At 63.5% G+C, this 22,952-nt stretch carries 22 protein-coding genes; 21 read left to right on the top strand and 1 reads right to left on the bottom strand.

All coding sequences use genetic code 11. The features are described 5' to 3' along the window. Positions 1-204: 204 nt before the first annotated feature. The 4 genes from HY737_08415 (at position 205) to HY737_08430 (ending at position 4,691) form a co-directional block, all read left to right on the top strand. On the top strand, positions 205-927 hold the full coding sequence (locus HY737_08415) for an ABC transporter ATP-binding protein (protein ID MBI4598406.1): 723 nt from the start codon (positions 205-207) through the stop codon (positions 925-927). A 78-nt stretch (positions 928-1,005) separates the two neighbouring features. Continuing rightward, positions 1,006-2,226, top strand: a complete 1,221-nt coding sequence (locus HY737_08420) for a helix-turn-helix domain-containing protein (protein MBI4598407.1) — start codon at positions 1,006-1,008, stop codon at positions 2,224-2,226. Between the two features lie 2 nt (positions 2,227-2,228). Further along, positions 2,229-2,981 (top strand): cytoplasmic protein, encoded by a 753-nt coding sequence (locus tag HY737_08425; protein ID MBI4598408.1) that lies wholly within the window; start codon positions 2,229-2,231, stop codon positions 2,979-2,981. A 33-nt stretch (positions 2,982-3,014) separates the two neighbouring features. Beyond that, a complete protein-coding gene (locus tag HY737_08430; protein MBI4598409.1) occupies positions 3,015-4,691 on the top strand; it encodes a hypothetical protein in 1,677 nt (558 codons plus the stop codon). A 5-nt stretch (positions 4,692-4,696) separates the two neighbouring features. On the opposite strand, the gene HY737_08435 is transcribed toward HY737_08430, so the two are convergent. Beyond that, entirely contained in the window at positions 4,697-5,125 is a 429-nt protein-coding gene (locus HY737_08435; GenBank protein MBI4598410.1) for a hypothetical protein, read from the bottom strand. Positions 5,126-5,202: 77 nt separating this feature from the next. On the opposite strand from HY737_08435, the gene glk reads away from it, so the two are divergent. The 17 genes from glk to HY737_08520 all read left to right on the top strand — a co-directional run bounded on the left by glk (position 5,203) and on the right by HY737_08520 (position 22,942). Beyond that, a complete protein-coding gene (glk, locus tag HY737_08440) occupies positions 5,203-6,195 on the top strand; it encodes a glucokinase (protein MBI4598411.1) in 993 nt (330 codons plus the stop codon). Then, positions 6,192-7,391 carry a tetratricopeptide repeat protein gene (locus tag HY737_08445; protein ID MBI4598412.1) on the top strand — a complete coding sequence of 400 codons (1,200 nt, stop codon included), beginning with the start codon at positions 6,192-6,194 and terminating at the stop codon, positions 7,389-7,391. The genes glk and HY737_08445 overlap by 4 nt, the downstream gene beginning before the upstream one ends. A 7-nt stretch (positions 7,392-7,398) precedes the next feature. Next, complete coding sequence (locus tag HY737_08450) at positions 7,399-8,457, top strand: tetratricopeptide repeat protein (protein ID MBI4598413.1); 1,059 nt, start codon at positions 7,399-7,401, stop codon at positions 8,455-8,457. Between the two features lie 25 nt (positions 8,458-8,482). Further along, entirely contained in the window at positions 8,483-10,210 is a 1,728-nt protein-coding gene (locus HY737_08455; protein MBI4598414.1) for an ABC transporter permease subunit, read from the top strand. Next, entirely contained in the window at positions 10,200-11,597 is a 1,398-nt protein-coding gene (locus HY737_08460; GenBank protein ID MBI4598415.1) for an ATP-binding cassette domain-containing protein, read from the top strand. Before HY737_08455 ends, HY737_08460 begins: the two co-directional genes overlap by 11 nt. After that, positions 11,569-12,558: a MoxR family ATPase gene (locus tag HY737_08465; GenBank protein MBI4598416.1), complete on the top strand. Its 990-nt coding sequence runs from the start codon at positions 11,569-11,571 to the stop codon at positions 12,556-12,558. The genes HY737_08460 and HY737_08465 overlap by 29 nt, the downstream gene beginning before the upstream one ends. A gap of 3 nt (positions 12,559-12,561) precedes the next feature. Then, complete coding sequence (locus HY737_08470) at positions 12,562-13,437, top strand: DUF58 domain-containing protein (GenBank protein ID MBI4598417.1); 876 nt, start codon at positions 12,562-12,564, stop codon at positions 13,435-13,437. Positions 13,438-13,478: 41 nt separating this feature from the next. Continuing rightward, complete coding sequence (locus tag HY737_08475) at positions 13,479-14,414, top strand: hypothetical protein (protein MBI4598418.1); 936 nt, start codon at positions 13,479-13,481, stop codon at positions 14,412-14,414. Next, positions 14,411-15,403 carry a VWA domain-containing protein gene (locus tag HY737_08480; protein ID MBI4598419.1) on the top strand — a complete coding sequence of 331 codons (993 nt, stop codon included), beginning with the start codon at positions 14,411-14,413 and terminating at the stop codon, positions 15,401-15,403. Before HY737_08475 ends, HY737_08480 begins: the two co-directional genes overlap by 4 nt. 180 nt (positions 15,404-15,583) lie before the next feature. After that, complete coding sequence (locus tag HY737_08485) at positions 15,584-16,411, top strand: VWA domain-containing protein (protein MBI4598420.1); 828 nt, start codon at positions 15,584-15,586, stop codon at positions 16,409-16,411. A gap of 4 nt (positions 16,412-16,415) precedes the next feature. Continuing rightward, a complete protein-coding gene (locus HY737_08490; GenBank protein MBI4598421.1) occupies positions 16,416-17,117 on the top strand; it encodes a tetratricopeptide repeat protein in 702 nt (233 codons plus the stop codon). Between the two features lie 144 nt (positions 17,118-17,261). Next, the gene (locus HY737_08495; GenBank protein ID MBI4598422.1) at positions 17,262-19,088 is read left to right on the top strand and encodes a protein BatD; all 1,827 of its coding nucleotides are present in this window, start codon (positions 17,262-17,264) and stop codon (positions 19,086-19,088) included. Then, positions 19,085-19,885: a tetratricopeptide repeat protein gene (locus HY737_08500; protein MBI4598423.1), complete on the top strand. Its 801-nt coding sequence runs from the start codon at positions 19,085-19,087 to the stop codon at positions 19,883-19,885. Before HY737_08495 ends, HY737_08500 begins: the two co-directional genes overlap by 4 nt. Continuing rightward, positions 19,882-20,451 carry a YceI family protein gene (locus HY737_08505; GenBank protein ID MBI4598424.1) on the top strand — a complete coding sequence of 190 codons (570 nt, stop codon included), beginning with the start codon at positions 19,882-19,884 and terminating at the stop codon, positions 20,449-20,451. Before HY737_08500 ends, HY737_08505 begins: the two co-directional genes overlap by 4 nt. A 36-nt stretch (positions 20,452-20,487) precedes the next feature. Next, the gene (locus tag HY737_08510) at positions 20,488-21,549 is read left to right on the top strand and encodes a hypothetical protein (GenBank protein ID MBI4598425.1); all 1,062 of its coding nucleotides are present in this window, start codon (positions 20,488-20,490) and stop codon (positions 21,547-21,549) included. Between the two features lie 110 nt (positions 21,550-21,659). Continuing rightward, positions 21,660-22,562 (top strand): hypothetical protein, encoded by a 903-nt coding sequence (locus HY737_08515; GenBank protein MBI4598426.1) that lies wholly within the window; start codon positions 21,660-21,662, stop codon positions 22,560-22,562. Beyond that, the gene (locus HY737_08520) at positions 22,559-22,942 is read left to right on the top strand and encodes a response regulator (protein MBI4598427.1); all 384 of its coding nucleotides are present in this window, start codon (positions 22,559-22,561) and stop codon (positions 22,940-22,942) included. The genes HY737_08515 and HY737_08520 overlap by 4 nt, the downstream gene beginning before the upstream one ends. Positions 22,943-22,952: the final 10 nt, after the last annotated feature.

Here is a 22,952-nt window from a genome sequence, read left to right on the forward strand (position 1 = left end):
CCAATGTCCATCCCGATCACCGTGTTCACTGCGATGGATGTCATCGCGGCACCTCCTGTCGGTTGGTGCCAGTATGACAGCGTTCAAGCGACCCAGCGTTTTCATGCTATCACCCCCTCGTGTTTGCGATGCGTCGTTGACGCATCGCTGCCAACCCGAGGTTGGCCGCGCTGTGCTACGCACAGCGCCAACAGAGGGGGTGGGATGATCCAGGCCGTTGGGCTGACGAAGCGGTACGGAAACCTTGAAGCGCTGACCGAGATGACGCTGACGGTGGCCCCCGGAGAAATCGTGGCACTCGTCGGCCCGAATGGAGCCGGCAAGACCACGGCGCTGAAACTGCTCGCAGGGCTGCTCACGCCGACGCGCGGCGATGCGTGGCTCGGCGGCCATCATGTGCTGCGCCAACACCAAGAGGCTAAGCGGCTGCTGGCGTTTTTGCCGGATCAGCCCTTCCTGTATGATCAGTTGACGGTGGCCGAAACGCTCGGCTTTATCGGCGGCATGTATCAGTTGGATCCGCCGGTGATGCGCGAGCGCGCCAATCGGTTGCTTGCGACCTTCGGCCTCGCCGAGCAGGTCCATCGCCGGGTCGGGCAGCTGTCGTACGGCATGAAAAGCCGGCTCGTCCTGATCGCCAGCCTGCTGCACGATCCCCGCGCCCTGGTCTTGGATGAGCCGTTCTTCGGCCTCGATCCTCGCACGATGCGGCTGATGAAGCAGCTGCTGATCGATCGCGCCGCCGGCGGCATGGCGGTGCTGCTCTCCACCCATCAGCTCTCCATCGTGGAGGACCTCGCCCACCGCATTGCCGTGCTTCGCGAGGGCCGGATCGTCGCCCTCGGCAGCTTTGAGGAGCTGCAGCGCCAGCACGGCGGCGCCCACCTTGAGGATGTGTTTTTCCGCCTTACGGAGTCTTCGTCATGACCCCGACCCTATTTTCTACAGCAATTTCAATATGGTTGACAACTTCTGTCAACCTGATAGAATTCGTGTAAACACGGGATGGGAGGGAAGATGAGCTTTGGAAGTAAACTGCGGCTTCTGAGGAAATCAAAGAAAGTCAGTCTCCGTGATCTCTCAAAGAAACTGCATTACGATCGATCCTACCTCAGCAGAGTCGAAAACAACTCCGTCAACCCCTCCGATGAACTCATCAAAACCGCTGCGAAATTCTTTCGAGTGCGCGAGGAAGAATTCCGCATTGCTGCCGGCAAGTTCCCGAAAGATATCGTAGAGATCCTGTCCAATCATCCTGAGGAATCGGTCTCGCTTCTTCGAGATTCCTTGGGTGAGTATCACACCAATGGCGATTTATTTGCATCGTCTCGGACGGCCCAGCTTCCTGATGAAAGCCGCTCAAAGGCATTGGACGACTCCTACCGTAATCACATTATCGACGGAAACTGCCTTGAGGTCCTGAAGAAGCTCCCATCTTCATCCGTGGACCTTATCGTGACCTCTCCGCCATACGCCGATAATCGGCGTAAGACCTATGAAGGCATCCCTCCGGAGAGATATGTTGCGTGGTTCCTTCCAATTACTGAACAGTTGGAACGGGTGCTAAAGCCGAAAGGATCGTTTATTTTGAATATCAAAGAACGCGTTGTCGATGGAGAGCGCCATACGTATGTGATTGAGTTGATTCAGAAGATGCGCGGTCAGGGCTGGAAGTGGATTGAAGAATATATCTGGCATAAGAGAAACTGCTATCCGGGCTATTGGCCGAATCGCTTCCGGGATGCTTGGGAGCGCTGCTTGCATTTTGCGCCTCAAAGGGACTTCAAGATGTTCCAGGAGGCGGTGATGGTGCCGATGGGGGATTGGAGAATAAGCCGCCTGCGTAACCTGAGTGAGACGGACAAGCGTCGGGACGATTCGAGAGTATTGAGTGGCTTCGGGAAACGCATTGCGAATTGGGTGGGGCGAGAGAAAGCGTACCCAACCAACGTGCTTCACATGGCGACCGAATGCGCGAATAAGGGTCACAGCGCCACATTTCCGGTTGCTCTGCCGGAGTGGTTTATCAAGTTGCTGACAAAGCCGGGTGATGTGGTCTTGGATCCATTCATGGGTTCAGGGACAACTGCCGTGGCCTGTGTGAAGAACAAGCGGGATTTTGTTGGGATAGACATTAACCAGGAGTTTTGCAGGATTGCTAGGAAGAGGGTTGAGGACGAGATGGCGCGCCCGGCAAAGAATGGTGATGGAAAGCTGGCTCACTGAGCATGGCCACAGTCGGCGCGCGCAAGCTCGAAGAGCTTATCAAGAAGCACCTTGACGAATTTTATTCCCGCCGCACTGCCAAACTCACTGGCCTGAACCTCACCGAAGCCCTGACCAAGAAGAATCCCTACCTGTTCAAGGCGAAGGGCATTCAGCAAGCGTCAGAAATCGTCGCGGAGTTGCTGCAAGCATACATTTCTTCCTCAGATGAGACGATCTTCGGCGATGCGTTCTTCGAACCAATTGCAAAAGCCGTCAGCGGAGGAGCCGTAGGCGGCGGCGAAGGCATTGACATCATCAAAGAGTCCGACACCACAGTGACAGCGTATGCGGTGAAGTCCGGCCCGCACTGGGGGAATGCCGATCAGTGGAGCAGGCAGCGGCAGAACTTTCAGAGCCTGCAGAACCGGCTTCGAAAGCTGCACAAGGCATTTGAGCCAGTCCTTGGTTATGGCTATGGCAAGCGCAACACAGACCCCAAGGGATCAAAAAACTACCGCCAGCGTTCCGGCCAGGCGTTTTGGGAAGAATTAACAGGCGATACCGACTTCTATCTCAAGCTGATCCGCTTGATGAAACATTATCCGCAGGAGCACCGAGTACGATATCAAGTCGAATGGAAGAAAGCGGTCAATCGATTCGAGCGGGAATTCCTCAACAACTTTTCGACCCCAGACGGCGATATTAACTGGGAGAAGCTGGTCGAGTTCAACAGCGGAAAACAGAAGCAGAAACTGACGGTCTCTTCGCGGTAGGAAGGTCGAATACTGGCACATTCGGGGAGCCACATGCCATCAGGCGCCGCATTATTTTGGTGGGTTCGTCTTCGGACGTGGCGGCGGGCGGCGCGGGATCTGCTTCATGCGCCGCTGAAGCTTGGCGTCATCGCGACGGTCTGGACGATCCTCGTTGCGGGCCTCTTCCTCATCGCGCATCGGGGCATCCGCTTCATCTATGACACCGCCGGGCTCGGGCCCTTTCTCCTCAGCCGGCTGTGGTTCCTCTTTCTCTTCGTCATTTTCCTGCTGCTCATCGTGAGCCAATGCACCGGGGTGTATGCCACCGTGGTGCGTTCGCCGGAGACGCAGTGGTGGATGACGCTGCCGGTGTCCGCGCGCAGCCTCTCGCGGGCCAAATGGTTGGAAAGCAGCCTCTATAGCGCGTGGGCCGTGGTGATGCTGGTCATCCCGCTGTTGGCCGCGGATCTGGTCGTGTTGCGTCAACCCTGGTGGATGGCCCTCTGGACGCTGAGCGCCTTGGTCATCCCCTTATTGGCGATTGCGACGGCGGTGGCGACCCTGCTGTTTTTCGGCTGGCTGCGCTGGTGTGGATGGATCGCGATTCGACGAGAGGCCGTCCCCGCGGCACTCGTGTTGGCGTGCGGCGCGCTGTTTTGGCTCTTGGGAGAGCGGCACGTGCCCGCACAGCGCGAGGATGCCTGGTTTCTCGCGCTCCAAGGGCTGCTGCCTCGCATGAAGATGGCGACCGCCCCATGGCTGCCGAGCGCTTGGGCCGCGCGCGGGTTGGATGCGGCCGTCAACGGCCGATGGACGGGTGCGCTGATCTATGCCGTGTTGCTGTGGACGACCGCCGTCGCGTGTTGGCGGCTCCTGGATCATGCGGCGGCCGTGGTCCTCATGCCGCTGCTGCGCCGCTACGCCGCAGCACCCGAGATGGCCGCCAGGGCGAATCCTCGCGGGGCAGCCCCGCGCGCCGGGATCGCGATGCGGTGGTGGATGCGGCATGCATGGTCTGCCGCCATCGCCAAGGATGCGCTGCTCGTCCTGCGCGACCCCTTGCAATGGAGCCAAGCCGTGGTGTTTTTTGGCCTGCTCGGCGTCTATTTTGCGAACATCCATCGGTTAGCCTACATGAGTGTTGAGCCAACATGGCGGATTGGCGTGGCGGCGCTGAATCTCGCGTGCACCTTGCTCGTCCTGGGGTCGCTGACCGTGCGCTTTCTCTTTCCCCAAATGAGCCTTGAGGGCCGCAGTCTCTGGCTGCTGCGCATTGCGCCCAACGGCATGCGGCGGCTGCTATTGGCCAAACTCTGGTTGTACGGCGTGCTCGGCGCGGTGATTATCGAGGGGTTGCTCGCCCTGTCGATGAGCCGCTTAGAGATCGCGATGCCGATTCGATGGTGGATGGCGGCGGTCGGCGGATCCGCAGCGCTCACCCTCGTCTGCCTGAGTGTGGGCTTGGGGGCGTGGTGGATTGATCCCGGAGCGCAGGATGCCGCGCGCTTGATCTCCTCCTCGACTGGAGCGCTCGTCCTCGTCCTCATGCTCGGCTATGTCAGCGGCGTGGTCGCCGCCTTGCTGCTGGCGTGGAACGGATGGTCCAACCATCACCTGGGCACGCTAGTACTGGCGAGTGCCGGGTTCGCGGGGCTGAGCCTGCTGGCGAGTGTGGTGCCGATGCGGCGAGGGTTAGCGACCCTCGAGCAGCTGGAGTGGCGCGCGTAACACGATTAGTCTTTGAGAAGATCAGGCGGGACGAGGGGGGAGGGATCCGCCGCGGCAGGTTGTTGCGCGAGCTCGATGGAGGTCACGACGATGCCCTTGACGCCATCGCGTTCGTACACGGTCCCGGTGACCTGCACGAGTTGATTGACGTACTCATAGAGCAATTCATTCGGATCTTCTCCGGGCCGCTCCGCCAGCGAAAGATACAGCGCGTTCGAGCCGGTCTCCAAGATGGCCAGGGTTTGGCCGTTGTCGGCGGCCTCGGCGGTTTGATCCGCGATCGTCACACCGCGCTGTCCGTCTCGCAGATACGAGGCGGGATCCACGACTTCCCCCTGGATCGTTTGGGTGGCGGCCGCGGCAAGAGAGGCGCGCCACAGGCCCGCACCCAACACAACCAGCAGCAGGCTCGCCACGACGCGATGGTGTCTCATCAAATCCCCCGCAGCATTGTAGCGCATCACCTGCGGTCGCTGTCAAGTGCCGGCGAATTTGTTATACTCGTGGCATGGTGATCGTCGTGGGGGACGTCGGGGGAACCAAGACCCATCTCGCGCTGATGGCGCGGCGAGGGCGGCGGTGGCATCTGGGTCACGCACAGCGGTATGTCACGCGCCAGCATGCCAGCCTGGCCGCGCTCGTGGGCGACTTTTTGGCCCGGCAGCGCAGCCGGCCGTCCGCGGCTTGCTTCGGCGTCGCCGGTCCGGTGACCAATGGCCGCTGCTCGGGCACGAATCTCCCCTGGGATATTGATGAACGCGCGCTGCGTCGGCAGCTTAAGCTCAACGCCCTCTGGCTGATGAATGATCTGGTGGCGACCGCCTATAGTCTTGAGGCGTTGCCCTCAAGGAGCGTGGCGGCGCTCAACGCGGGCCGGCCGCAGCCGCGCGGAACGATGGCGGTCATTGCCGCCGGCACCGGACTCGGAGAAGCCGCGCTCGTGTGGGATGGGCGAGGCTATCGCGCCATCCCCTCGGAAGGCGGCCATGCGGATTTTGCCCCGCGCACGCCGATCGAAATCGAGCTGCTGAAGGCGCTCACCAGGCGCCATCGCGGCCATGTCAGTTACGAGCGGATCGTCTCCGGCCCGGGGAAGGTGGCGATCTATGAATTTTTGAACGCGCGGCGCCGAGGGACGGAGCCCGCGTGGCTGCGGGAGCGATTCGCCTTTGGCGATCGCAGCGCGATCATTTCAGAAGCGGCCCTCGCAGGCCGCAGCGCGCTCTGTCATCGCGCGCTGGAGCTGTTTGTGTCGATCTACGGGGCCGAGGCCGGCAATCTCGCGCTGAAAGTGCTGGCGACGGGCGGCGTGTATCTTGGCGGCGGCATCGCCCCCACGATTCTGCCGCTGTTGCGCGGCGGCGCGTTCATGAAGGCGTTTTGCGATAAGGGGCGGCTTGCGCCCCTCATGCGGCAGATCCCTGTGCGCGTGATCCTCGAAGACCGAGTGGCGCTGCTCGGGGCGGCGCGGTACGCGGCGCGGCAACACGGCGCGGAGTCATGACACGACGCGCAGGACTTCTCCTCATGGTGGCCGTGGGGCTGAGTGCCGCCGCGCCGAGCGAGTCGGCTGATCAAAAGTCGCTGTGGAGCGACGCCGTTGAGCAGGCGAAAACGGCCTATCAACGCGGCCATCTGACTGACGCCATCAAGGCGGCGGAAGACGCCTGGCATATCGCCGAAGCCACGTTTGGCGCCGAAGCCGCCAACACGGCCGCCTCCCTCCATCAACTCGGCACCTTCTATGCCGCCCAGCATGACCTGAACAAGGCGGAGGATTTTTTGCAGCGGGCGGTGGCGATGCGGGAAAAAATTCTCGGCGCGGAGCATCCGGATCTTGCGGAATCGCTGGATGCGCTCGCCGCGGTGTACACGCAGCAGGGAGAAGACGACATGGCGGAGCCGCTGCGCCAGCGCGCCGTGCAGATGAAGCAAAAGATCTTGGGCAAAGACCATCCCAGCCTGGCGATGTCGCTGTACAACGTCGGCAAGGCGTTTTATGACAGCGACTACTTCAATGAAGCGGAGACGCACTTTCGGCGCGCGCTCGACATTTGGGAAAAAACCGAAGGGCCGGGCCATCCGGATGTGGCGTACGGATTGATCGGCCTCGCCCTCGTCGCGAAGCAGCAGGCGCGCTACAGCGACGCGGAGCCCTTGCTGCGGCGCGCGCTGACGATCCGCGAGCGAGCGTTTGGGCCCGCCCACCCTCTGGTGGAGGAAGCGATCAAGGAGCTGGCACTGCTGCACTATCGGGCCGGCGACGTGAACGAAGCGAAATCATGGTACCAGCGAGCGCTGGAAATCAAGGAGCGGATGGTCGGACGCCAGGCCATCGAGTTGGTGCCCTACCTAAGCGACCTGGCCGAATTGCACAAGCGCCAGGGGCAATGGCCCACCGCCGAAGCGCTGTACAGCCGGGTGCTCGCCATCCGCGAGAAAACCCTCGGGCCCGACCATGCGGATCTCATCACCAGCTTGACCGCCTTAGCCAAGGTGTATGAAGCCCAGCGCCGCGATGCGCAGGCCGAGCCGCTCTACCAGCGGGCGGCGACGATTGCGGAACAGCGCCTCGGGCTGCGTCATCCGACGACGGTGGGGCTCATTGATGCGTATACCACGCTGCTCCGCCGCGAGCAGAAATTGGAGCAGGCGCGGGCGTGGGAAGGCAAGATCGAGAAGGTCAAATTAGGGCCGTAATCCCCCAATGCGGTGGGTGGTGGGGCTCGCACTGGCGGTTCTCGGCAACGCGGCGGCGTCGGCGCGAGAGATTTCCTGGGATGAACTCTACGCGGCCGGTGAAACGCTGTATCAGCAGCACGCGTACCTCGAGGCGGCCTCCGTCGCTGAAGCCGCCCTGCGGATGGCGGATGCGACCTTCGGCACGACCGATCTGAAAACCGCGCAAACGCTCGTGCTGCTCGGCAACGCGCACCTTGGCCGGAGGCAGCTCTCCCGCACGCTCCACTACTACCAGCGCGCCCTCGCCATCCTCGAATATCGGCTCGGCCCAACGCATCCTCAGGTCAGCGATGTCCTGCTGCTCTTGGCGCGCTACCACCTGCTCGCCGGATCGCCGAAGCAGGCCGAGGCGCTGTGCGAGCGGGCCCTCATGATCCGCGCGGGAGCCCTCGGCGCGCGCCATCCCCAGACGGCGAAAACGCTGGCGGTCCTGGCGGAGTGCTATGTGGGGCAGCAGGCGTGGCAGCGCGCGATCGACACCTACGATCGCGCCCTCGCCATCGCGGCCGCCGCCCATCCTGCCGATGAGGAAGAGGTCGGATGGATGCGGCGCCGCATCGCAACACTCGCGGCGGCACAGGAGCAGGCGACACCGCTCATCTCGCATCCCCCGCTCTTGCTGCAGCGGCTGGATGCGCCGGCCATCTCGGCTCCAGCAGCGGCCGAACCGGCGCCAACCATTGACGCTCCAGCCTCCTCCGGCGCCTCCGCGAACCCGGCAGCGCTGGGCGCGCCGCGAGGGAGCCTGCCGTTGGCGAGGGGCTCAGGCGAAAGCACCCCATTGGGCGCAATGGCCACATCATTCGAAGAGCGGGCGGTGGCAATGCTCCAGATTGGCAACGCCTCCGAAGCGAGGAACCTGTTTCGGCAAGCCGTGGAGATTTGCGAGAAACGGCTGGGCCCGACCCATCCTGAGACGCTGGCGACGCTGGAGCGCTATCGGCGATTTCTGCAGCACGCCGGGCGGCCCTCCGAGACGGAGGCGCTCTCCACAGCACCGCCGCATTCCATCGCTGATCAGTGACGCGCACAGTGTTATAATCGTCGGGATGATCACGCGGCCAACCATCACGCAAACGCCCTCGGTGCTGATTGACGGCGCGGTGGCCCTCGTCCTCTGCGCGGTCATCTTCGGCTTGGTCCTCATGGCGCGAGAATGGCAGGCCCCGCTGCAGTCGGCCGTCGTCATCAATCTGAGCCCCTGGGCCCTGCCGGGGTATGCGGCGCTGTCGTTTCTCCGCGGGATCGCGGCCTACGGGCTGTCGCTGCTCTTTACGCTCATCTATGGCTATACGGCAGCGCATGCGCCTCGGGCGGAGCGCATCATGATTCCCATCCTCGATATCCTGCAATCCATCCCGGTCTTGGGATTTTTGCCGGGAGCCGTCGTCGCGTTCATGGCGGTATTTCCCGACACGAATATGGGGTTGGAGCTGGTGTCGATTTTGATGATTTTTTCAGGGCAGGTGTGGAATATGACCTTCAGTTTTTATTATTCGCTGAAAAATATTCCGTCAGACCTGCGGGAAGCCGCCGCGGTCTATCACTTCAACTGGTGGCAGCGGTTTTGCCGGCTGGAGCTTCCGGCGTCCATCGTCGGGTTGTCCTGGAACAGCATGATGTCCATGGCCGGCGGATGGTTCTTCCTGATGATCTGCGAAGCCTTCACCTTGGGCGAGCACAGCTTTCGGCTCCCCGGCCTAGGCTCCTACATGAGCGTGGCCATCGCCGAGCACAATGTTCCTGCGATCATTGCCGGCAGTTGCGCCATGATGGGAATCATTGCGTGCGTGGACTTCCTGATCTGGCGCCCGGTCTTGGTGTGGGCGCAGAAGTTTCGGCTGGAAGACACCGCGAGTGCCGCCCATGAAGACTCACGGCTCTTGCGCTGGATGCGCCGCTCCTGGTTGTTGCGGCAGCTGCGCGCGCGCGTCACCCACCCTATCAGCGAGCAGCTGTCGACGCCGACGCCGCCGGCACCGTTGCCGGCTCCATCGCCGATGGCGGCACCGCGCCCCTTCAGGCTGCCGAGCGCGGTGCGCGTGGCGAGCGTCCTCTTCGGATTAGCGTGCGCAAGCGTGGTGGTGGTCGGCGGGATCCGGTTCGCCCAGCTGTTGTTGGCCCTGCCGTTGGCGGCCTGGCAGGAAATTTTTAGCGGGGCGCTGCTCACCTGGCTGCGCGTGATGGGGGCCGTAGCGTTGGGGAGCCTCTGGACGGTGCCGGTCGGGATTTGGATCGGCCAATCCGACCGCCGGCGCAAGCGGCTTCAACCCCTCGTGCAGATGGCCGCCTCATTCCCAGCGCCCATGCTGTACCCCTTGGTGGTGATCCTGCTGCATCGCGCCGGGTGGGAAATGGAACTGACCGCCGTGATCTTGATGCTGCTCGGCACGCAATGGTATCTGCTGTTCAATATCATTGCCGGGGCCTCCACCGTGCCTGAAGATCTGCGCGAGGCGGCCGCCGCGTACCACTTCACGCCGAAGCAGCGCTGGTGGATCGTGTGGTGGCCGGCCGTGTTTCCCTACCTGATCACCGGCTGGGTCACCGCGGCCGGCGGAGCGTGGAATGCGAGCATTGTGGCGGAATATGTCTCTGCTGAGCGGCGGCTCCACGTCGCCCACGGCCTTGGGTCGATGATTTCCATCTCCGCCGGAGCCGGGCAGCCTGTCGTCTTGGCCGCGGGTGTCGTGACCATGGTGGTCATTGTGGTGGTGATGAATCGGCTCTGCTGGCGGCCGCTGCAGCGCTTTGCGCAGGTGCGCTATGCCGCCTGAGGATCTGCTGCAGCTCGACGGCGTGGAGCACAGCTACCAACTGCCTTCGGGGAAGACGGTGACGGCGCTGAGCGACATTCATCTGACGTTGCGCAGCGGGGAGCTCGTGGCCCTCCTGGGCCCCTCCGGGTGCGGCAAGTCCACGCTCATTCGGATTGCGGCGGGGCTGATTCGCCCCACCAAGGGCGAGGCGCTGTATCGCCATCAACCGATGCGCGGGCCGCATCCCAACATCGCCCTGATTTTCCAGCAATTCGCCCTCTATCCGTGGCTGACCGTCACGCAGAATATCGAGCAAGCGCTCATCGCGCGGGGGATCCAAACCCCGCAGCGCCGGCAACGCATCGCCGAGGTCATCGCCCTCATCGGCCTGGAGGGGTTCGAGGAGGCGTACCCGAGGGAAATCTCCGGCGGCATGAAACAGCGCGTCGGGATTGCGCGGGCCCTGGCGGTGAGCCCGGAGCTGCTGTGCATGGATGAGCCCTTCAGCCAAACCGACGCCTTGACCTCGGAGACGCTGCGGAATGAGGTCTTAAACCTCTGGCGCGATCGCGAGCGCTATCCGGAGTCGATCCTGCTCGTGAGCCATGACATCCACGAAGTGGCGTTGATGGCCAATCGCATTTTGGTGATGTCCGCGAATCCCGGGCGCATTCAAACCACGCTCGAGAACGCGCTGCCCTATCCGCGGGATACCCGGTCAGCCGCGTACGCCGCATTGGTGGAGCGCCTTCACGACATCATCACGGGATTGTACATGCCTGAGAGCGTGGCTGTCACCCTTCCGCAGCCGGCGGCGGCTCCCACCACGACGGCCGTCACGGAACTGCGCGCGATGACGGCGATCCCGCTGGTGGAAATCCGAGAAATCGTCGGGCTCTTGGAGGCGATCAAGCGCCGCGGAGACGACGTGGAGTTTTTCCGATTGACCACGGAGCTCGGCCTGACGTTTACGCGCATCCTGTTGGCGGCGAAGGCGGCGGAGCTGCTGGGGTTCCTCGAAACGCCGCAAGACCGATTGGTGCTGACCGAGCTTGGCCGCCACCTCTTGGCGAGCCCGCGAAAGGGGCGCAAGCAGATCGTCCGCAAGCAGCTGCTCGCCCTGCCGATCATCAAGCGGCTGCGCGATATGCTGGAGCATAGCGAAGACCACACGATTCCCAAAGATGTCATTCTAGAAGAGTTGGCGATCCAGTGCCCTCAGGAGGATCCCAAGCGGCTCTTCCGCATCCTCATGAACTGGGGCCGATTCGCCGACGTCTGGACGTTCATCGCCCCCGCAGGGATCCTGACGATGAACGGCGCCAACCGTCCTGTCGCGGCCAAGACGCCATCAGAAGAACAAGGAGGGAACACACATGCCGGTGGGAGTGGCGGCACCGTCTGAGCAGAGCAAAGAGGTGACGGCCCAGCTGCAGCGGCTGGCGCACGAAATCAACAAAGTGATCATCGGGCAGCGGACCCTCATTGAGCGGCTGCTGGTGGGGCTGCTAGCCAACGGCCATGTGCTGCTGGAGGGGGTCCCGGGGCTGGCCAAGACGCTCTCCGTGAAAACACTGGCCCAGACGCTCTCGGTGAAATTCCAGCGCATCCAGTTCACGCCGGATTTGCTGCCGGCTGATCTGATCGGCACGCTGATTTTCAATCCGCGCGACGGAGGGTTTACCGTCAAGAAAGGCCCGGTCTTTGCGAATATCATCCTGGCCGATGAAATCAATCGAGCGCCCGCCAAGGTGCAAAGCGCGCTGCTGGAAGCGATGCAAGAGCGGCAGGTGACCATCGGGGAGCAGACGTTTCGGCTGGAGGAGCCATTTATGGTGCTGGCCACCCAGAATCCGATCGAGCAGGAGGGCACGTATCCGCTGCCCGAAGCGCAGGTGGACCGCTTCATGCTCAAGACCGTGATCAGCTATCCCAACCGGCCGGAGGAAAAACGCATCATGGAGCAGATGGCGAGCGCGAACCCCTCGATCGCCGTCGATGCCGTGATGAGTGTTGAGCAATTGCTGCAAGCCCGCGCGGCGGTCAGCGCGGTGTACCTCGATGACAAAATCAAAGAGTACGTGCTCGACATCGTGATGGCCACGCGGAATCCGAAGACCTACGCGCCGGATCTGGTCCAAATGATCCACTACGGCGCGTCGCCCCGGGCGACGATTTATCTGGCCCTGGCCGCGAAAGCCTGCGCGTTCCTTCAAGGACGCAACTACGTCGTCCCCCAGGACATCAAGTCCATCGGCCTGGATGTGCTGCGGCATCGTGTGATTCCCACCTATGAAGCCGAAGCGGAAGGCATGACGTCCGAGTCGATTCTGAAACAATTGTTTGAGCGCGTTCCCGTCCCCTAAGGGATGATTCCTCCCGAGATCCTCAAGCAAGTGCGGCGGATTGAAATTCTCACCAACCGCCTCGTCAATGATACGATGGCCGGCCGGTATTCGAGCGTGTTCAAGGGCCACGGCATCGAGTTCGAGGAAGTCCGAGAATACCAGCCTGGGGACGATATCCGCGCCATCGACTGGAATGTGACCGCGCGCACCGGGCGGCCGTTCATCAAGCGGTTTGTCGAAGAGCGCGAGCTGTCGGTCATGTTTCTCGTGGACCTGAGCCGCTCGATGGCCTTCGGCTCATCGCGCGCGCTCAAGCAGCGCGCGGCCACGGAGCTGTGCTCGCTGCTCGCGTTTTCCGCCATCAAAAATCTGGACAAGGTCGGGCTTCTCCTATTTACCGACCGCGTGGAGCGATTCATCCCGCCGAAGAAAGGCCGGCGGCACGTCTTGCGGCTGATTCGCGAGGTGCTCTCGTTTAGCCCCTCGGGCGACGGAACGGACATCGCCGACGCCTTGCAGTATCTTGGCCGGATCACCCACCGCAAGACCGTCGCCTTTTTGCTCTCAGATTTTTTCTGCGATGACCTGCACACCCCCTTGAGCATCGCCGGCCGGCGGCATGATCTCATCGCGGTCCATCTGATCGATCCGCGCGAAACGCGCCTGCCGCCGCTCGGCTGGGTCCGGTTCGATGATGCGGAAACCGGCGAGCCGATCACCCTCGATGCCAGCCGCTCCGACATCCGAGACGATTATGCCCAAGCGAGCGTTGATCATCAGGCCCGAGTCGCGGGCATGATGCGAGCGGCCGGGGTGGATCTAGTCACGGTCTATACCGATCAGCCCTATTTAGAGCCGTTCCTGAGGCTCTTTGCCCGACGAGCGGCGCGCCGATGAGAGGGTTTCACGTTTCAGGTTTCAGGTTTCAGGTTCCCTGGATGGCCATACTACTCGCCTATGTTGGGATAACAGCAGCATGGGCGGCGGACCCCGAGGTGACGGTGCAGACAGCCGTAGATAAGGCCGAGGTGGAGATCGGCGAGCCGGTCCGATACGCCATCACCGCCGAGTATCCCGCGGGGAGCCGCGTGAGCTGGCCGGCGATCGGGGCGGTTATCGGCGAGATGGATGTCGAGGACCGCGGGGCCGCGACTCAGCCGATCTCCGGCGGCAGAATGCGGGAAACGCGCTGGTATCGCCTGCGCAGCTATGACGTGGGGTCGCATGCGATTCCGCCGCCGGCCATTGGGATCATCGGCAGCGATGGGCAGGAGCGGGCGGTCTCCGGCGAAGCCACCGCCGTGACGGTCAACAGCGGCTTGCCGGCGTCCGATTGGAAGACCTTGGACATCCGCGATGCCAAACCGCCGGTCTTCCTTGTGCCATGGCGCGCCATCCTCATCGGAGGCGCGCTGTTGCTGCTGATCGGGGCAGGCTTGGGGGTGTGGTGGGTTCGGCAGCGTCGAGTGATCGCACCGACGTCTCCGCCTCCGCGTCCGCCGCATGAGGAGGCGTTTGAGGACTTCGCCCGGTTGGAGGCGGAAGGCTTATTACCGCAGCATCGCGAGGAGGAGTATGTGGTGCGGCTCTCGGCGATCGCGCGCGTTTATATCGAGCGGTGCCACGGCCTGCGCGCGCCGGAGATGACGACGGAAGAGTTCCTGCATGCCGCGACGACGGCCCAAGCGCTCGCGCCGGATCAGCAGCAGCTGCTGCGCGACTTTCTCACCGCCTGCGACTTGGTGAAATTCGCGCGATACCGGCCGTCGGTTCAAGAAGGCCACGCGCTGATGGCTTCGGCTCGGCGATTCGTGCAGCAGACGATGCCTGCCGAGACCGTCCCGACACCTCAACCGGAGCTGCGCAACGTATGACATTCCATGATCCGTGGTGGTTCACGAGCCTTGGGGGGCTCATCGGGCTGTGGTGGCTCGCCCTGCGGCGCGCGCGGCCGGCACTGCGATTTCCCAGCGTCAACGGATTGACACTGGTCATGCACCGAAGCCGCGCGGGCTGGTTGCGCGTGCCCGCGTGGCTTCGTCTGACGGCGCTCGCCCTCATCACGGCCGCGCTGGCGCGCCCGCAGCTGGGGCTGGAGGCCACCAAGGTTTCGGCCGAAGGCATTGACATCGTGCTGGCCGTCGACGTCTCCTCCAGCATGCTGGCGGAGGATTTTACGCTGCGCGGACGCCGCACCAATCGCCTTGAGGTCGTGAAAGATGTCGTCAAGGATTTTGTCGACCATCGGCCGAATGATCGGATCGGGCTGGTGATTTTCGCCGGGCGGCCGTATACCCAATGCCCGCTCACGCTTGACCATGGGTGGCTGCTGAGGTGCCTGACGCAAGCACAGATTGGCATGGTGGAGGATGGCACCGCGATCGGCTCCGGCATAGCCACGAGCCTCAACCGCCTGCGCAGCTCCAAGGCCAACAGCCGCGTCATGGTGCTCCTGACCGACGGGGTGAATAATGCCGGCGCCATCACGCCGGAGGCCGCGGCCCAACTCGCCAAGGCGCTCAAGGTCAAGATGTACGCCGTGGGAGCCGGCACCAAAGGCGCGGCGCCCTTTCCCGTGAAGAACGCCTTCGGGCAGACGGTCTACCAGCCGGTGCAGATTGATGTGGATGATGAGGGCCTCACGCGTATTGCCGAAGAGACCGGCGGGACGTATTTTCGGGCCACCGATACAGACTCGCTGAAGCAGACGTATGCGCACATCGATCAGATGGAAACCACCGTCATCGAGCAGCCCCGGTATCTGACGTATCAGGAGTGGTACCCATGGTTCGTCATCCCAGCTCTGCTGGTGTTGCTGGTTGAGCTCGTGTTAGCGAATACCTGGCTGCGGGTATTGCCATAGATGTTGTGGAGTCATCCCGAACGGTGGTGGTGGTTGGGGCTTGCACCGCTGCTCGGCGCCTTGCTGGCCGCAGCGCTGGTCAGGCATCGGCGCCACCTCGCGCATTTTGCCGCTGAGCCGCTGGCGCGCGAGTTGGCGCGAACGGTTGATTGGCGCGCTCGCTGGCTGAAAGCCTGCTGTCTGCTATGTGCTATCTGCTGTCTGCTGCTGGCTCTTATTGGTCCCCAATGGGGGTTTCATTGGGAGCCGGTGCGCCGGCGCGGCGTCGATCTCATGGTCGCCATCGATGTCTCCAACAGCATGTTGGCGGAAGACATCACCCCGAATCGGTTAAGCCGCGCGAAATGGGCGGTGCAGGAGCTGCTGCCGCTGCTGCGCGGGGATCGCCTCGGTCTCGTGGCGTTTGCCGGAAGTAGTTTCGTGCAGTGTCCGCTCACCAATGATTACGGGGCGGTGGCCCTCACGCTTGAGGATCTCTCCACCGGCACGATTCCGAAGGGCGGCACCGCCTTGGCCTCGGCCATTCGCGCCAGCGTGAAGGCGTTTGACGCCGGCACGGAGGAATCGCGAGCCCTCATCATCATCACGGACGGCGAAGATCATGAAGGCGACGCCCTCGCCGCCGCGAATGACGCGGCCAACACCGGGGTGAAGATCTTTTGCATCGGGATGGGCACGCCGGAGGGAGAATTGATCCCCGCGGGACCAGCGCAACCAGGGGCGGGATTTATGAAAGATCGCGAAGGGCGGACGGTGAAATCGCGATTGAATGAAGAGCTGCTGCAGCGCGTGGCACTCGCCACCGGTGGCAGCTATGTGCGCGCCACCCCCACCGCCTTCGGGTTGGATGTGATCTACCGCGAGCGGATCGCGAACATGAAAACTCACGAGGTCGAGGGCGCGCGCCAAAAGCAGTATGAGCCGCGTTTCCAATGGCCGTTGGCGCTGGCGTGGCTCTTGCTCATCATGGAAGCGCTCATTGCTGATCGTCGTCGAGGCAGGGCCTAAGCCGATGAGAACGCAGATCGCTGTCCTCGTGAGTGTGTGGCTCGGGGTGCCGATGCCGGCGTGGGCAGGAGACGACGCCAAGCGCGAGTATAATCAGGGGACGGCGCTCTATCGGCAGGGTCGATATGACGAAGCCGCCGAGGCCTTGCGTCGCGCGCTCGGAGCCGCTGCGCCGAAGCTTCAGGCGAAGGCCGCCTACAATCTGGGCAATGCCCAATATCGCCAGGGACAAGCCACGCTGACCACGAAACCGGATGAGGCCATCGATCGGTATCGAGGAGCCCTCGAGCAGTACCGAACCGCGATCCGCCGAAATCCTCGCGATACGGACGCGCGGTATAATTATGAACTGGTGGATCGATGGCTCAAGCAACTGGAAACGCAGCCATCCCAAGGGCAACAGCAGACGCCGCAAGGCTCCGCCAACGAGCCAGCCTCAGATCAGCCGCAGGGTGGAGCGCCCTCCCAGCAACCCGAGCAGCAGCCGGGCAGCGAGCCGCAGGGGCCAGCGCCGCAGGGCAACACGCCGCAACCGCAGCCACAGACACCGGAAGCGCAATCATCGTCAGGGCAGGGCCAGCCCATGAACAACGTGTCACAACAGCAGGCCTTGTGGATTTTAGATTCGCTCCGGCAAGAAGAGCAGCGAGCGCCGTCGACGAACCAAGCGCACGCGCATGAGACACCGGTTGAGAAGGACTGGTAATCGAAATTACCAATGACCAAATTCCAATTGACCAAACAATCACCAATGACCGAATTACCAATCACCAAACCAATTCATCACACTCCAATTTGGTTATTCAGTTATTGGGACATTGGTCATTGTTTGGTTATTGGTGCTTGGTTATTGGTTATTAGTTCGGGTCTGGGATTTAGTGCTTGGTGTGTTGCGCAACAAGATATCAGCGTCTCCGCCAGGGTCGATCGCCAGCGCGTCGTGCTCGGAGACACCATCGAGCTGAGCATTACGGTCGAGGGCACGCAACAGGCCACCCCGCCGACGGTGACAGCCGACGGGTTTGCCGCCGAATACGTCGGCCCGGCGACCTCCATTTCCATCATCAACGGCCAGATGTCCACATCGATCGCGTATCGCTATCTGCTCCTCGCCAAGAAAGAAGGCGCGTTGACCATCGGGCCGATTCCTGTGGAGGCGGGGGGCCGGACGCTGACGACCGAGCCGATTTCAGTCACGGTGCTGCCGGTGTCAGCCGGGGCGCAACGGGCGGGGCAGCCGCCGGGGGCTCTGGATGAACCCGCGGAGCGTCCTCCGCCGTCAGTCGGCGATGCCATGCAGCTGCAGCTGGCCGTCGACAAGACGACCCTGTATGTGAATGAGTCGGTGCCCGCACGGCTGCAGCTGCTCGTCGGCGGCATCCGGGTGCGCGGGATCGACATGCCCAAACTCTCCGCCGAGGGGTTGCTCGTCAAGCCGCTGGGGCAACCCAAGCAATCCATGGTGTCGGTGGGGGGACAGCCGTACACGTTGCTGGAGTTTGAGACCGCGATCACGCCAATCCGGCCCGGGAGCGTATCACTTGGGCCGGCGACCATCACCTGTGAAGTGCTGGGCCGTCGCAGCGCGCCTCGCCGGCCCGGATCGCCATTGGACCGCGCGTTTGATGACGCGTTCTTCAGCGACTTCTTCGGGCAGTTCCAGGCGTTTCCCGTGACGGTGAAGGCGGAGCCGGTGATGGTTGAGGTCTTGCCGTTGCCGGAGCAGGGCAAGCCCGCGGACTTTCGCGGGGCGATCGGGCGCTTCACCATGGACGTCTCCGCCGTGCCGCCGAAGGTCGCCGCGGGCGAACCGGTGACGGTGACGATGACCATCCGCGGACAAGGGAACCTGGACACCTTGGCGGCCCCGCAGCTCGATGCCGATCCCGCCCACTTTAAAATCTATGAGCCGCAGGTTCGGCCGTCCACAGATCCTGCGCAGAAAACGTTTGAGCAGGTTCTTATTCCGCTCGATCCGTCCGTGCGTGAAATCCCTCAAGCCCACTTCAGCGTCTTTGATCCGGTGGCCGGGGCCTATGCAACACTCTCGCGCGGGCCGCTGCCGTTGACGGTGACCCCAGCCGTTTCTCCGCAGCAGTCGATGGTCATCGATCGCCCACCGGCTACCCGTAGGGTTCCGCTGGAAGATCCGATCGGGCACGATATCGTGTATATTAAGGAGGCGCCAGGATCGTTCACCGCGATCGGCTGGTCGTGGGTCCGGAGTCCTTGGTGGTGGAGCTGGGCGGTCAGTCCGCTGCTGCTGCTGGGTGTCAGCGAAGGCGTGCGCCGCCACCGTCTGAAGCTGGCGGCTGATCCAGGGCTCGCGCGAGCCAGCGGGGCCTTGCGGCAAGCCCTCAAGCGATGCGGGGTGGCGAAAGCGCTGCAGCGCAGCGGCAAGATCGCGGAGAGCTACGAAGCAGTCTTCCGCGCCATTCAGCGCTATGTCGGCGATCGGTTCAACATCCCCTCTGAGGCCGTGACCCACGCAGAGCTCGATCGCTATTTGAACGCGCGTGGGGCTCCGGCGGAGGTCGTAATGATCCTGCTGACGGTCATCGACCGGTGCGACGCGGCGCGGTTCGCCCCCATGTCGGTGGCCACTCAACAGGCCGCGGAGACTGTGCAGCAGGCAGAGCAGGCGTTGAAGCAGTTGGAGCGATGGAGGCCCGCATGACGCATCGACCGCGCGTCGGCCTATGGCTCGGGGCCGCGATCCTGATGGCGATCGGAATCGCCGTCGAACATGGAGGCTCGAGGGCACCCGCCGCGCCCTCCACCCTGTTTGCCCAAGCGAACGAATCGTATCGCCACGGGCACTACCCACGATCGCTCGAATTGTATACGACCCTGCTGGCACAGGGCATGGAAAGCGGCCCGCTCTACTATAATCTCGGCAATGCGCTGTTGAAGAACGGCCAGCCTGCTGAAGCGCTGTGGGCGTATCTCAACGCGCAGCGCCTCACCCCGCGCGATCCGGATCTTCGCGCCAATCTCGCCGCGGTGCGGTTGCTGCTCTCCGATGCGGCGGCGGCGTCGATCACCACGCCGAGGCTTGGGCGCCTCTTGACCTTCAACGGCTGTGGCTCGCTGCAGGAGCTGGCAGGGGCAACGCTCATGGCGCTGTGGGTGTCGATCCTCTGCTGGATGGGATGGGCGTGGGTGATGCCGATCCGGCGGGGGCTCGGACCTGTTGCCGCCATCGCCACACTGCTGCTCGCCGCAGCGCTCGCCGCGCTCATCGCGCAGACCTATCAAGAGCAAGGGCGGCCTGCCGCCGTGGTCATCGCGCCAACCGCCCAGGTGCGCTTTGCTCCTGAGGCCAGCGGGACCGTGTACTTTACGCTGCCTGAGGGCGCTGTCGTTGAACGCCTCGCCACCCTCGAGCTCTCCGCCGCCTCATCGTGGGTGCAGGTTCGCCGAGCTGACGGCCGCGCCGGCTGGGTGTCCGCCGCGTCCCTCCATCCCCTATGAGCCGCTACACCGGGCGGCTCGCCGCCGTCGCCATGATGGTCGCGCTGTGGAACCCCGCGGCGTTGGCCGGCACGTACACGTTTGATCGGGAGCGCACCACGATCACCTACACCGTCCATACCCTCTTCAGCCGAATTCACGGGCGGTTTCGCGATTTTGAAGGCACCTTCACCTATCAGCCGGAGGCGATGTCCGCCTCGAGTGTTCGCCTGATGATCGACGCCGGCAGCGCGGATCGGAAGCTGCCACGGCGCGTCTTTGATACGGTCCGCTACCCCGTCATTCGTTTTGAGAGCACCGGCGGGGTCGACGACATCGCCGGCGCGCAAGCCACGCTGCCGGGCCGGCTCGCCATGCATGGGTTCGAGCATCCGGTGGTCATGGCGCTGACCATTCAGCCGCCGTGGCAAGATGCCCAGGGCCGGTGGCACCCGCGATTCTCCGGCACGGCGTCGGTCGACCGCCGAGCCTATCATCTTATCTGGCGGCGGACGTTCAGCTTTCTGGAGCTGTTTTTGACGGATCAGATCGACATCACCTTTGACGTCGAAGGCAATCCCGCTTGACAGAGGTTTCATCATGAGCGACAATTTCACCTGTCAATGAAAACACAGCATTTAACGAAACTCAACGCCGAGCTCTCTGCGGCCGCTCCCCGCCTCCTGCCGTCGCTGCGCGTGCTCCGCGCCACGGCGGCCCCCGCCCTCGGCCGGTCCTCGGAGGCGGGTCTGGTGATTGAGGCTCAGGCACCCACCGGACGCGTCCATCGGCTCTGGCTCGATGTCCGGACCGAGGCCTCGCCGGGGCGGATGGCCGAGGCGGCGCGCCGCCTCAAGACGGCCGCCGCGACGCGCGGCTATCCTATGATCGCGTCGCGATTCTTGAGCGCGCGCATGCGGCAGCTCGTGCGCGAGGCCGGGGTGGGCTACCTGGATCTCGCCGGCAATTGCCGGGTGCACATCGGCGATCTCTACATTGAAAAAGTCGTCGACCACAACCCCTTTCCCCGCCGCGGCCGGCCGGCGTCGCTCTTCACCCCCATCTCGAGCCGGATCGTGCGGGCCGTGCTCGAGGAGCCGAAACGCCTCTGGCAGGTGCAGGAGCTCGCATCCGCCGCCGATGTCAGTCTCGGGCACGCCTCGGCGGTCTGCCACCGATTGAGTGATGAAGCGTACGCGGAATGGGCTCAGCGCCGCCTGCGCCTTCGCCAGCCAGCGCTGTTGTTGGACGCCTGGCGCGAGCAGCCGGCACCGGCACCGGCGCCGCAGACCCTCGCCTACTACAGTTTTGAGCGGGAGAGCGCGCGGCTCATGCGCCGTGTTTCGGCCGCGGCCGCGCGGCATCATCTGCGGCATGCCATGACCTCCTTCGCTGCGGCGTCTGTGATCGCACCGTTCGTGCGGGGGGTGAGCGCGGTCTGCTGGTATATTGATGATGCGCTCCACGCCGACCGGTGGGTGCGCGCCCTCGACCTGCGCCCGGTCGACGCCGGAGCGAATGCGCTGATGACTATTGCCCCAGACGCGGGCGTGTGGTATCGCGCGCACGCGGTGCGTGGGGTGACGGTGGTCGGCTCCGTGCAGCTGTACCTCGATCTGTGCGCCGAGCCATCACGCGGCCGCGAGCAAGCGGAGTTTCTCCGGCAAAAGGTCCTGAAGTACTAGAACCAGTTTCATAAATACCCAAGTGGGTGACCAAGTGACCAAGTGGCCGCGTCGTGGCCACCCGGCCACCGCCTAGGGTTGGCGGGACACGGTTTCGAAGAGGGGGTCCGATGCCGCCTGAACGCACGAGCCAATCGTACGGACCTGGAGTGACCGGCGCCTCCAAAGCGGTGCTGCTCGAGCTGCTCACAGCGCTGCGGGCGTATCGCGAGGCGTTCGTGCTGGTCGGCGGGTGGGTGCCATATTTCTTGTTGGAGCGGCATCGCCCCTCCGGCGATACGTTTGAGCACGTCGGCTCCATCGATATCGACCTGGCCATTGATCCTGAGAAGATCCGCGAGCCGCAGTACGCGTCGATCCTCGAGCTGCTGGCGGCGCGCGGCTATCGCGCGGCGAGCGATCGGCGCGGGGCGGCGATCCCCGGCAGCCTTGAGCGCACCGTCGCCTCGCCGGCGACCCGCAAACCGTATGTGATCCGCATTGATTTCCTCACCCCGATCGATGCCTCCGCCGCCGGCCCGCGGCGGGCTCATCGCGCCCTGCAGGATGACCTGCTGGCCAGAAAACTGAAAGGCTGCGAGGTGGCATTTGGGCATCAGACCACGATGACGCTCGCCGGCGACTTGCCTGATGGGGGCGCGGTGCGCGCCCCGCTTCGCATGGCCGATGTGGTGGCGTCCCTCGCCATGAAAGGCATCGTCTTGGGCGAACGCTATCGAGAGAAAGATGCCTATGATATCTATGCGCTGCTGGCGCACTACGGCCGCGGCCCTGCCGAGGTGGCCCAGCAGGTGAGGCCGCACCAGACGGAGCCGCTGGTGGCGGAAGCCCTGACGTCCATTCGCGAGGCGTTCCGCGCGCGCACGGCCAACGGGCCGGCGTGGACGGCGGCGTTTCTCGTGAGTCCAGTCTTCGCCGCCGAGCGGGAGCGGGTCATGACGGACGCCTATATGGTGGTCAGCGAATTCCTCCGGCACCTGCAGGCTGCTCCTGAGCCGGCTCCCACCCGATGATTCCCCAGCAGACGACGCAGCGCCGGATGCTGATCGTGGACGATGAAGCCCGCATCTGCCGCGTGCTGGCGGAGTATTTTTCACTGAAAGGGTATGACGTGACCACGGTCAACGGCGGAGAAGAAGCCCTGGCCCGCGCCGAAACATCATTGCCGGATGTCGTGCTGCTCGATCTGCTGATGCCGGGCATGAGCGGCTTGGAGGCCCTGACCATCCTTACCCGGCGGTATCCCACACTCCCCGTCATTATTGTCAGCGCCGCCGATCAGCAAGACGCCGCGCAGCAGACGCTGCAGCTTGGCGCGAAAGCGTTTTTGAGCAAGCCGGTGGATTTTGCCGCGCTCAGCCGGGCGGTGGATCAGTGCTGGGCATCCTCCTAGAGCCCGCCTC

Source organism: Candidatus Omnitrophota bacterium (assembly GCA_016209275.1).
In the GTDB taxonomy this organism is placed as follows: Bacteria; Omnitrophota; Gorgyraeia; order Aquiviventales; family Aquiviventaceae; genus JACQWM01.

Excerpts from the sequence above, each read along its gene's own strand:
- HY737_08415 (MBI4598406.1), top strand. The coding sequence starts at position 205 with ATGATCCAGGCCGTTGGGCTGACGAAGCGGTACGGAAACCTTGAAGCG.
- HY737_08420 (MBI4598407.1), top strand. The coding sequence starts at position 1,006 with ATGGGAGGGAAGATGAGCTTTGGAAGTAAACTGCGGCTTCTGAGGAAA.
- HY737_08425 (MBI4598408.1), top strand. The coding sequence starts at position 2,229 with ATGGCCACAGTCGGCGCGCGCAAGCTCGAAGAGCTTATCAAGAAGCAC.
- HY737_08430 (MBI4598409.1), top strand. The coding sequence starts at position 3,015 with ATGCCATCAGGCGCCGCATTATTTTGGTGGGTTCGTCTTCGGACGTGG.
- HY737_08435 (MBI4598410.1), bottom strand. The coding sequence starts at position 5,125 with ATGAGACACCATCGCGTCGTGGCGAGCCTGCTGCTGGTTGTGTTGGGT.
- HY737_08445 (MBI4598412.1), top strand. The coding sequence starts at position 6,192 with ATGACACGACGCGCAGGACTTCTCCTCATGGTGGCCGTGGGGCTGAGT.
- HY737_08450 (MBI4598413.1), top strand. The coding sequence starts at position 7,399 with ATGCGGTGGGTGGTGGGGCTCGCACTGGCGGTTCTCGGCAACGCGGCG.
- HY737_08455 (MBI4598414.1), top strand. The coding sequence starts at position 8,483 with ATGATCACGCGGCCAACCATCACGCAAACGCCCTCGGTGCTGATTGAC.
- HY737_08460 (MBI4598415.1), top strand. The coding sequence starts at position 10,200 with ATGCCGCCTGAGGATCTGCTGCAGCTCGACGGCGTGGAGCACAGCTAC.
- HY737_08465 (MBI4598416.1), top strand. The coding sequence starts at position 11,569 with ATGCCGGTGGGAGTGGCGGCACCGTCTGAGCAGAGCAAAGAGGTGACG.
- HY737_08470 (MBI4598417.1), top strand. The coding sequence starts at position 12,562 with ATGATTCCTCCCGAGATCCTCAAGCAAGTGCGGCGGATTGAAATTCTC.
- HY737_08475 (MBI4598418.1), top strand. The coding sequence starts at position 13,479 with ATGGCCATACTACTCGCCTATGTTGGGATAACAGCAGCATGGGCGGCG.
- HY737_08480 (MBI4598419.1), top strand. The coding sequence starts at position 14,411 with ATGACATTCCATGATCCGTGGTGGTTCACGAGCCTTGGGGGGCTCATC.
- HY737_08490 (MBI4598421.1), top strand. The coding sequence starts at position 16,416 with ATGAGAACGCAGATCGCTGTCCTCGTGAGTGTGTGGCTCGGGGTGCCG.
- HY737_08500 (MBI4598423.1), top strand. The coding sequence starts at position 19,085 with ATGACGCATCGACCGCGCGTCGGCCTATGGCTCGGGGCCGCGATCCTG.
- HY737_08505 (MBI4598424.1), top strand. The coding sequence starts at position 19,882 with ATGAGCCGCTACACCGGGCGGCTCGCCGCCGTCGCCATGATGGTCGCG.
- HY737_08510 (MBI4598425.1), top strand. The coding sequence starts at position 20,488 with ATGAAAACACAGCATTTAACGAAACTCAACGCCGAGCTCTCTGCGGCC.
- HY737_08515 (MBI4598426.1), top strand. The coding sequence starts at position 21,660 with ATGCCGCCTGAACGCACGAGCCAATCGTACGGACCTGGAGTGACCGGC.
- HY737_08520 (MBI4598427.1), top strand. The coding sequence starts at position 22,559 with ATGATTCCCCAGCAGACGACGCAGCGCCGGATGCTGATCGTGGACGAT.